The 9,252-nt window shown below is 30.5% G+C and carries 8 protein-coding genes; all 8 read left to right on the top strand.

The window, feature by feature from the left end:
- Nucleotides 1-2,002: autotransporter outer membrane beta-barrel domain-containing protein (locus AC5LAX_RS12560; protein ID WP_493263864.1), on the top strand; the 2,002-nt coding region annotated here is incomplete at its 5' end.
- Nucleotides 2,003-2,083: 81 nt separating this feature from the next.
- A complete protein-coding gene (secG, locus tag AC5LAX_RS12555) occupies nt 2,084-2,314 on the top strand; it encodes a preprotein translocase subunit SecG (RefSeq protein WP_008537917.1) in 231 nt (76 codons plus the stop codon).
- A 123-nt stretch (nt 2,315-2,437) separates the two neighbouring features.
- Nucleotides 2,438-3,172: an alpha/beta hydrolase gene (locus tag AC5LAX_RS12550; protein WP_019000149.1), complete on the top strand. Its 735-nt coding sequence runs from the start codon at nt 2,438-2,440 to the stop codon at nt 3,170-3,172.
- A 31-nt stretch (nt 3,173-3,203) separates the two neighbouring features.
- Nucleotides 3,204-5,690, top strand: a complete 2,487-nt coding sequence (rnr, locus tag AC5LAX_RS12545; protein WP_288909459.1) for a ribonuclease R — start codon at nt 3,204-3,206, stop codon at nt 5,688-5,690.
- 30 nt (nt 5,691-5,720) lie between these two features.
- Nucleotides 5,721-6,194, top strand: coding sequence for an SsrA-binding protein SmpB (smpB, locus tag AC5LAX_RS12540; protein ID WP_015563420.1), 474 nt, complete (start codon nt 5,721-5,723; stop codon nt 6,192-6,194).
- A 32-nt stretch (nt 6,195-6,226) separates the two neighbouring features.
- Nucleotides 6,227-7,261, top strand: coding sequence for an endolytic transglycosylase MltG (gene mltG, locus AC5LAX_RS12535; protein ID WP_288909458.1), 1,035 nt, complete (start codon nt 6,227-6,229; stop codon nt 7,259-7,261).
- A 24-nt stretch (nt 7,262-7,285) separates the two neighbouring features.
- Entirely contained in the window at nt 7,286-7,888 is a 603-nt protein-coding gene (locus AC5LAX_RS12530) for an O-methyltransferase (protein WP_288909457.1), read from the top strand.
- A 15-nt stretch (nt 7,889-7,903) separates the two neighbouring features.
- Nucleotides 7,904-9,148 carry a peptidase U32 family protein gene (locus AC5LAX_RS12525; protein ID WP_288909456.1) on the top strand — a complete coding sequence of 415 codons (1,245 nt, stop codon included), beginning with the start codon at nt 7,904-7,906 and terminating at the stop codon, nt 9,146-9,148.
- Nucleotides 9,149-9,252 lie beyond the last annotated feature (104 nt).

The raw sequence follows: 9,252 nt of genomic DNA, 5'->3' as shown, positions 1-9,252 counted from the left end.
AAATGCTACTACAGCTATAGATAATATTGATGGTGGCAATGTTGAAATAATAGCTAGTGAAAATAATTCTATTAATGGATTAGTACATGCAGAAAATAAAGCTAATACAAAAATCCAAGGCAAAGTAAATTATCTAAAAAATGATAATGGTCAAAGTATTATTTGGGCAGATGCTGGCACTATTGATATTACAGGAACTAGTATTATACAAGCCAATTCTCAACAAGTAGCGCTACTAGCAAATAACGATATGAATAATTTAAATCAGGGAATAATTACAGCATCATTTGGTCAAAATAGTGTTATTAAAGGAGATATTATAGCTAAAGATAATGGGTTAATAAAATTGAATGTATCAAATAGTAATGATGATGTTTCAGGATTGATTATCGACGGTAATATTTTAGCTGAAAATCAAGGAAATATTTCTTTAGATATAGGAAATAATAGTTTAATTACAGGAAATATAAATGATTATAGTTATTTAGCGGATTTAAATAATCAAAATTTAAAACAAGAGAATTTGGCAGGTAATATAAGTATAGATTTTAATAATAAATCTAGATGGAATGTAGTAGGGCAAAGTTTTATTTCTAAGATTAATACTAAAGAAAATAATATTATTGATATGGTGGGATATAATACAGAAAATAAACCACATAGTTTAATGGTTAAAGAATTTAATGGCGATAGTAATTTTGTGATGAATTTAAATGGCAATAGACAAAATACAGATATGGTTTATTTAAATTCAGGCACAGGAAATTATAATGTTATTTTAGCAAATGCTGTAACTAAAAATGATATAGGGCAAAATGGTTTACGTTTTGCTACAGTTGGTGATAAAAATAAGCAAGTTTTTAAAAATGCAGTAGCGTATAATGATGGATTTTTTAATATTAAATACCAAATTGCTTCAGAAGATTATGATGTGAATAATGAAGAAAATACATTATATAATAATGGTGATAATAGTGATTTATTAACAGAAAATCGACCAGGTAATGATATAATTAATAATATCTTTGGCAATAATGAAGATGCTGTTAATTATAAATTGGTAAATATTGAAGAAAAAACTTTATCTAATGCAGGTAAAACTATATTAAATATGACTAAGGCTAATTATGATGTAGCGGTCTTCATGGGACGATTAGATAAACGCATGGGTGATGTGCATTATTTAAATAAAAATGATGATGGCATATGGTTTAGACTTCGTCATGATAGAATTGAAAAAGACTTAGGATATACTGTTGATGGGAATATGTATGAATTAGGATATGATAAACTTTTTCTTAGAGACAATGGTCAAGAACGTTTAGGATTAGCTTTTGATTATATGAAAGGGTCTACTTCTTATGATGATATAGCTGGCAAAGGAAATAATAGTAGAAAAGGTATCTGGCTTTATGATACATGGATTGGTGATGATGGTCATTATAGCGATTATATTTTGAAATGGGGTCATTTAGAAAATGATTTTGAAATAGCTGGTACCAAAAAATTGAATTTAATTAAAGGAATTTACGATAATGATGTATTTTCTGCTAGTGCAGAATATGGCTATATGAAAAATTTAAAAAATGATTGGTATATCACTCCTCAAGTTCAATTACAATTAGCTAAAGTAACAGGCGCAGATTACATTACAAATCAAAATACTAATGTGCATGTAGATGGTATTGATAGTATTATTGGTAGAGCAGGATTTAAATTAGGCAAAAATTTTGGTGATAATAAGAAAAATACTTTTTATCTAAAAGCAGATGTATTACGAGAATTTTTAGGCGAACAATTTGTATCAATTAAAGATGTTACTTCTGATAATGAATATGTTGGTTTTAAATATGACCATAGTGGTTATTGGTATGATGTTGGTTTTGGTTTTAATATTGAAACTAAAAAAGATTCATATGCATTCTTAGATGTTGAACGCAGATTTGGCAATGGAAATAAAAATTCATATCAAATTAATGGTGGTTTTTACTGGGCTTTGTAATTGAGAATTTATAACTTGTAATCAAAGATATAGATATGCTATTATAGTACTAGCAGGTTTAAGTTTATGGGGAGGATAAATATGTTATTGACTATTTTGATGATTATAGATGCGTTAGTAGCAATTGGCTTGATTGCTTCTGTGCTTATGCAAGAAGGTAAAACTGCTGGTATGGGAAGCTTGTCAGGACAAAATGAAACGGCTTTTAGTAGCAGTGCTCGCGGTATGGACGCATTGATGGCCCGTTTCACTGTGTTTTTTGCTGTACTGTTTATGATAATTACTTTAATCATAGCTAAAATGGTAGCATAAAAAACTATTCTCTATCTATTTGAATTAATTTAAAGTAGATAGAGATTTTTTTTTATCAAATAGTGTAATATTTTATTTAATAAGTCATTTATAATAATATTTTAAAATTTAGGAGGTATTTTTATGATTACTAGTGGTGCAGAGCCATTTTTGTTACCTGGAGGTTCAAAAGGAGTATTATTGATACATGGATTTACAGGCTCGCCTTCTGAAATGATATTATTAGGAAATTATTTATACAGACAAGGTTATACTGTATTAGGTGTGCGCTTAGCTGGCCATGGTACGACTGTAGAAGAAATGGCTAATACTAATTGGCATGAATGGTATCATAGTGCATGTGATGGATATCATTTATTGCGTGGTATATGCAGTGAAATATCTGTAATTGGTCTATCTATGGGCGGTTTATTAGCTATGCGAATTGGCAGGGATTTTCCTGTGAAAAAAATAATTTCAATGTCTGCTCCTGTATATATAGCTAATGAACGCAATTTAAGATTTTTACCACCACTTGAAAAATCAGTGGGACGATATCAGCGTAAAAATAGACGAGAATTACCTGAACTAGCTAAAAGATACAATGTATCTTATAATAAAATGCCACTTGTCTGTGTGCATCAATTGTTGGAGATAATAGCCAAAACAAAAGAAATTCTACCAGAAATTTCAAAACCAATTTTGATTGTTCAAAGTAAAAATGACCATACAGTAAAAGAAGAAAGTGGTCAATATATTTATGACCATATTGGTAGCAAGGATAAACAATTATTTAAATTAAATTTTTCAGGTCATTTAGTTACTTTAGATATTGAACATGATAAATTATTTAATAAAATAGAGAATTTTTTGAAATAAATTATTTAGAGATTAGATAGAGGATAAATTTATGAGTTTACAAGAAAAAATAATGGAATATATGCAAACTAAAGCTAAAAGACCGATGAGTCAGGAAGATTTATTATATGCTTTGGCTTTAGAAGCAGATGAAATAAAGCAATTACCCTCTGTGATGGAAGAATTAGAGCGAAAAAATCTATTAATTCAAAATCGAAGCGGTTTATTTGGTTTACCAAAACATATGAATTTAGTCATAGGGAAAATGAGCATTACAGCTAAAGGATTTGGTTTTGTTATTCCAGATAATGGGCTAGAAGAAGGTAAAGCTAAAGTTGATGATATTTTCATTCCTGCTGGTATGTTAAATTCAGCGATGAATAATGATAAGGTTTTAGTGCGTATCACTACTGAAAGAAGTAGTTTCACTAAGCGTGAAGGCGAAGTTATTCGTATATTAGAACGTGCTAATAATAAAGTTGTAGGTACATTTGAAAGCAGTAGAACTTTTGGTTTTGTAGTTCCAGATGATAGCCGTTTAAATCAAGATATTTTTATTGAAGGTCGCAATTTTAATGGGGCAAAAGTAGGCATGAAAGTAGTGGCTGAAATCACTAAATGGCCGACAAAAAATCATAGTCCAGAAGGGAAAATTATAGAAGTTCTTGGGAAAATAGGTGCACCTGGTGTAGATATTTTATCAGTAATGCGTCAATATGATTTATCAGAGCAATTCCCTGTAGATGTACAAGAAGAAGCTAAACAGATTGAGCAAGTACCTAGTAAGGCAGAATGCAATAAACGCAAGGATAGACGCCATTTACAAATTGTAACTATTGATGGTGAAGATGCCAAAGATTTAGATGATGGTGTTTATGCAGAAAAATTGCCTAATGGGAATTTTTTCTTAGGTGTATATATTGCTGATGTTAGTCATTATGTAAAAGCATTTTCACCTTTAGATAAAGAAGCTTATAATCGTGGTACAAGTGTATATTTGGCAGATAGAGTTATTCCTATGTTGCCTGTAGAATTATCCAATGGTATCTGTAGTTTAAATGCTGGCGAAGATAGACTTTCCATGTGTGCAGAAATGGAAATTGATGCAAATGGCTCTGTTATTAAATACGATATTTTTCCTACTGTCATTCATGTATATCGTCGATTAACGTATAAATTAGTAAATCGTATCTTAGTGGAAAAAGATACGCAAATGATTGAGGACAATCAAGATATTTTGCCACTGTTGCATAATTTAGAAGCTGTATATAAAGTTTTAAATAAACGACGTCAGATGCGTGGGGCTATAGATTTTGATATCCCTGAAGTTAAGGTGAAATTGAATGCCAAAGGTCAAGCTGTAGGTCTTGTAAAACGTGAACATGGCTTAGGTGAATCTATTATTGAAGAATGTATGTTAGTGGCTAATGAAACTGTAGCCGAACATATGGCTAGAAAAGAATTACCTTTTATTTATCGTGTGCATGAAGAACCTGTAGAAGATAAAATGTTTGCCTTAAATGAATTATTGGCTAATTTTAATTTGCATTTAAATCGCAACACTGAAGGTAAAATTGAACCTAGAGCTGTTCAAGAAGTATTAAATTCTATAAAAGGAAAGCCAGAAGAAAAAATTATTTCTGCTGTAGCTCTGCGCAGTATGCAACAAGCTAAATATAAAGCAGAAAATTTAGGGCATTTTGGCTTAGCTGCTAAATACTATACGCATTTTACTTCACCAATTAGACGTTATCCAGATTTAATTGTTCATCGTTTATTAAAAGAACAATTAAATGGAAAAATGACAGCAGAACGTCAAGAAAAATTAAAATCAAGATTACCTGAAGTAGCTACACATACATCTAAACAAGAGCGTGTGGCTACAGAAGCAGAACGTGAAACGACTTTAATTAAAGAAATTGAATATATGGCTCGTTTCTTGGGTGATGAATTCCATGGTATTATCAGTGGTGTTACTGCTTTTGGTATTTTTGTAGAATTAGATAATGGCGTAGAAGGTTTAGTCCATGTTTCTACTATGGTAAATGATTATTATGAATATGTAGAGAAAGAATATGCACTCGTTGGCGAAATGACTAATTTCAGATATCGTTTAGGTGATGAAGTAACTGTTATTTTGACAAGAGCAAGTATTAAAGAACGTTCTATTGATTTTATTTTAAAAGATAATGGTAAGATGCCACTTGTTTTTGAAGATGATATAATCGCTAAACCATTTTTTACAGAAATCAATAATAATGTGAAAAAAGATTTAAAGATTAAGGAAAATTTTTCTAAAGAAAATAAAGCAAGCAAAAAGCAAGCGGATAAATATAAACGCAAAAAACGTAAAGATAAAGAGCATAAAAAAATAGAGGAAAAAAGAAAGAAATCTATTGCAAAAATAGAAGGTAAGAAAAAAGATAACAAGAAAAGTGCTTTTTATGATAAAATTTATACGAAGAAAACTCGTAAAAAAAGTGGCACCAAAGAACGTGTGCGTGATAGAGTTTCAAAAGGCAAACGCCGTAAAAAATAAATATTTTAGACAATAAGTAAGGTTGATTTTATGGGAAAGAAAAATGCAAGTGTAAAAATTGTTTGTGAAAATAGAAAGGCTCGTCATGATTATTTTATTCATGAAACATATGAAGCTGGGATTGTTTTGGTAGGTACAGAAGTTAAATCTCTTCGTGCAGGCAAAGCTAATTTAAAAGATAGTTTTGCTAAAATCAAAAATAATGAAATCTTTTTGGATAATATGCATATCAGTCCTTATGAACAGGGCAATATTTTCAATCATGATCCACTTCGTGCTAGAAAATTACTGATGCATAAAATAGAAATAGTGAAATTATCCAGTAAAATCAAAGAAAAAGGTTTTACATTAGTACCATTAAAAGTTTATTTTAGCAAAGGTAGAGCTAAAGTGGCTTTAGGTCTTGCTACTGGTAAGAAAAATTATGATAAACGTCAAGCTTTGGCAGAAAAAGTTGCAAAACGTGATGTTGAACGTGCATTGAAGGAACGTCAAAAATATTAAATATAGCTAAGTGAGATGGTGATTAATTATTTATGTGGGAAAAGATAAAATCTATATTAACTACTACTAAATATCAAGTTAGAATTGGCTTGGCTGTAGTATTAATATTTTTAGGCGGATACAATTTGTTTTTCATTGGCGATGATGAAGGACATGGCAATAATATTTCTATAAAAATAGAAAGTGGTATGTCTACAGAAGAAATTGCTCAAAATTTGCAAGAACATGCTATAATAAACAATGGTCTTGGTTTTCGCATTTTAGCTCGTTTAGAAGGTAAGGATACTCAATTTAAAGAAGGTATTTATTATTTTCGTGTGGGTATGAATATAAATTCTGTTCTTGATAGATTGGTTCAAGGGCCAGAAAATCAAGTAGTCAGAATAACTATTCCAGAAGGCTTCACTGTAGAAGATATTGCTAATTTATTAGAAAAAGAAAATTTGACTACAAAAGAGGAATTTTGCAAAGTAGCAAAAGATTATACTCCATATGATTATATGAAGGAAGCTACAGAAAATAAGGATATCAAATATGCTGTAGAAGGATTTTTATTTCCTGATACTTATGATATTGATAGGTCTTATGGTGCAAAACAAATCATGCAAATCATGGTAGATAATTTTGACCATAGATTAAATAGTGAAATGCGTGAACGCGCTAAAGAGGAAAATTTATCTATTTTCGAATTGGTAACTATGGCATCTTTGGTGGAAAAAGAAGCTAAGTTTGCAGAAGATAGACCAATTATCGCTGATGTATTTTTCAAACGACTAGAAAATCATATGATGTTACAATCTGATGCGACTATTCAATATGCTTTAGATGAACATAAGGAAGAGTTTAGCATTGAAGATACAAAACTAGATTCTCCATATAATACGTATCAACATGAAGGATTGACTCCAGGCCCAATTGGAAATCCAGGTCTTGCTTCTATTGAAGCTGTGTTATATCCAGCAACTACAGATTATTTATATTTTGTTGCAGATAGTGAAGGTCATAATCATTATAGTGTAACATATGATGAACATTTAAAAGTTATTGAAGAAATATATGGTGAATAAATAATAAGTAAGAGGAATTAAAACGTGGAAGCTTTATTTAAGCAAATGGAAGATTTTGCGAAAGAAAATAAAGTACCAATCATCAATGAAAATGGCAGAAAGGTTTTTATTGAAATAATAAAAAAATATAAGCCACAAAGAGTTTTAGAAATTGGTACTGCGATAGGTTATTCTGCATTATTAACTACTTATTATGGTGCAGAAAATACAAAGATTATTTCTTTGGAATTAGATGAAGAACGCGCAAAACAGGCTCAAGATTTTATAAATCAGTCTGCATATAAAGAGCAGATTGAAATTATTTTAGGTGATGCCGCTGAAAATATAGAAAAACTAGATAAAAATTATAAATTTGATATGGTTTTTATCGATGCAGCGAAAGGACAATATCCTGATTATTTGCAGAAAGTATTACCGTTATTAGCTGATGATGGCATTATTTTAGCTGATAATGTATTATTTCGCGGTTATGTAATGAGTGAAGAAAAGCCACCTCGCCGATATAAGACTATTGTAAAAAGATTGCGTGAATATATTGCTATGGTAAGTGATACAGATAAATTTACAACAGAGATTTTTGAAAATGGCGATGGTCTGGCTTTAACTAAAAGATTGAAAACTAATTAATTTTTTGGAGGAACAATGCAAAATACAATAAAAAAACCTGAATTATTAGCACCAGCAGGAAATTTAGAAAAATTAAAAATGGCTATTTTATATGGAGCAGATGCTGTATATCTTGGCGGAAAACGCTTTGGGCTTCGTGCTTATGGCGGTAATTTTTCTAAAGAAGAAATGATTGAAGGCGTTAAGTTTGCTCATGAACGTGGTAGAAAAGTTTATGTAACAGCAAATATTTTTCCGCATAATAATGATATAAATGAGATTTTACCATATCTACAAGAATTGGTAGAGGTTGGTGTTGATGCTGTTTTAGTATCTGATATTGGTTTATTCATGCTCATTAAAAATGAAGTGCCAAATCTTGAAGTTCATATCAGTACACAGGCTAATAATACAAACTGGAGAGCTGTTAAAGCATGGCAAGATTTAGGCGCAGAACGCGTTGTATTAGCTCGTGAACTTTCTTTTGCTGAGATAAAAGAAATTCGTGAAAAAACTGATGTGGAATTAGAAATGTTTGTACATGGTGCAATGTGTATTTCTTATTCTGGTCGTTGCTTAATCAGCAATTATTTAACAGGTAGAGATTCTAATCGTGGAGCATGTACTCAACCTTGCCGTTGGAAATATAATTTGACTGAAGAAAAACGTCCTGGTCAATTTTTCCCTGTAACTGAAGATGAAAATGGAACATATTTCTTTAATTCTAAAGATATGTGTTTGCTTCCTTATCTAAAAGATATCATCGAATGTGGCGTAGATAGCTTAAAAATTGAAGGTCGTATGAAATCTATTCATTATGTAGCTAGTGTAGTAAATGCATATCGTCATGCTATCGATAGTTATTTTGAAAATCCAGAAGAATTCACGATTAAACAAGAATGGATAGATGAATTAAATAAAGTTTCTCATCGTGAATATACAAGTGGTTTCTCTTATCATAAAACTTCTTGTGATGATCAAATTTACAACACAACATCTTATGAACATACATCTGATTTTGTAGGTTTAGTACTTGATTATGATGAAGAAACTAAAATTGCTACTATACAGCAACGTAATCATTTAACAGTTGGACAAGAAATAGAATTTTTCCAACCTGATGCACCTTTATTTAAACAAACTATTACAGAAATGTTTAATGATGAAGGTATTTCCATAGAAGTAGCACCACATCCACAACAGATTATCACTATGAAAATGGATAAACCTGTTGTGCCATATACAATTTTAAGACGTGATGTAGTTACTGAAGAAAATTAAATAAAAAAAGCGTTATAATCATGATATGCACCCAAAATATTGGACATATTAATTAAGCTACTAATTGAGACTTAGTTCTGTATTCTACGGGACTAAGTCCTTTT

It is taken from the genome of Megamonas sp. (genome assembly GCF_986095205.1).
Note: the sequence above shows the minus strand (reverse complement) of the source record. Positions and strands in the feature narration are given on the sequence as shown.

Coding starts and splice junctions, on each gene's coding strand:
- AC5LAX_RS12550 (WP_019000149.1), top strand. CDS start 2,438: ATGATTACTAGTGGTGCAGAGCCATTTTTGTTACCTGGAGGTTCAAAA.
- rnr (WP_288909459.1), top strand. CDS start 3,204: ATGAGTTTACAAGAAAAAATAATGGAATATATGCAAACTAAAGCTAAA.
- smpB (WP_015563420.1), top strand. CDS start 5,721: ATGGGAAAGAAAAATGCAAGTGTAAAAATTGTTTGTGAAAATAGAAAG.
- mltG (WP_288909458.1), top strand. CDS start 6,227: ATGTGGGAAAAGATAAAATCTATATTAACTACTACTAAATATCAAGTT.
- AC5LAX_RS12525 (WP_288909456.1), top strand. CDS start 7,904: ATGCAAAATACAATAAAAAAACCTGAATTATTAGCACCAGCAGGAAAT.
- secG (WP_008537917.1), top strand. CDS start 2,084: ATGTTATTGACTATTTTGATGATTATAGATGCGTTAGTAGCAATTGGC.